This window comes from Paraclostridium sp., from assembly GCF_051657365.1.
Lineage (GTDB): Bacteria > Bacillota > Clostridia > Peptostreptococcales > Peptostreptococcaceae > Paraclostridium.
The window spans coordinates 1-1,065 of the sequence record NZ_JBOFKN010000003.1; the positions used below are offsets into that span (position 1 = coordinate 1).

A 1,065-nucleotide genomic window follows, 5' to 3' on the forward strand; every position below is an offset into this window, starting at 1 on the left:
GCATTAACACCCTTTTTCATGCCTTTTCCATCTAACATACAAACAAGCCCTAGCATTTTATCACCATCCTTTGACAGTTTATACTAGGGCTTGCTATTAAATCTTTTTTCTATTAAAATCTATATCCTAAATCTATGGCAATGGAATCTCTAGTTCCCCACGTAGTTTCTACCATTAGAGTTATATTATTTCTCAGCTGAATAAATACCCCTGCTGCTGGAGATATTTCATCTAATTCTAAATCTATAGTTGCATTTAAATCTCCAATTCCAGCCTTAACTTGTGTTCCCATAAGCTGATAAGCTCCTCCAAAATATGATGTTATATTAGTTATAAATGTATCTTTTGGTTTAAAGCTATAACCTAATCTGGCATTGGCCATTTCAGCTTTTTTCTTAGCCAATCCATCTTTCATATGAATCTCACTATAAGTATACTGAACCATTCCAAAAATATTTCTATATTCTCCAGCTAAAATACCTCCTATACCATAAATATCTCCCTCTGTTTTAAACTTCCCGTTTAATTTTATTTTTTCTAAATGGTTGTTTATTTTATCTTCGTAGCCACCTATTATTCCATCTATAAAATTATTTCCTGTTCCTGGTATTCCTATTTTAGGGTTTCCAGCTCTCATATCTACATTCGCTTCTAATTGTCCATAAATTCCATAGACAGACAAAAATGGCAATACAAAGTAATCAACCTTAATTCCTTTAACTTTAGCTTTTACTTCTATAGAATCTGGATTTACAATTTCCAAATCTACCTCATTGTTTCCAATGGGAATTTTTTTTATGTTTATATCAATGTTGCTTATTTTCCCAGCCTCTGTTTGAGTTACTCCTAATCCCGATACACCCCAACGATTCATAGGATATGGAATTCCATTCCAATACTCCTGTGCTAAAACCAGTTGTGATAGTAAAAATAATAATCCCGTTGTTCTTTTCATGCATTCTCCCTTAATTTCTACTTTTCATTTTAAACCCATTTAAACCCTTTTTATTGTATCACAATTACCCTTTCTCAATGGTTATTTATTTTTTAAAATAAAAAAAAGAA

The 1,065-nt window shown here is 31.5% G+C and carries 1 protein-coding gene; it reads right to left on the minus strand.

All coding sequences use genetic code 11. The features are described 5' to 3' along the window. Positions 1–112 precede the first annotated feature (112 nt). The gene (locus ACRCYC_RS00090; protein ID WP_438617159.1) at positions 113–955 is read right to left on the minus strand and encodes a hypothetical protein; all 843 of its coding nucleotides are present in this window, start codon (positions 953–955) and stop codon (positions 113–115) included. Between the last annotated feature and the right edge of the window lie 110 nt (positions 956–1,065).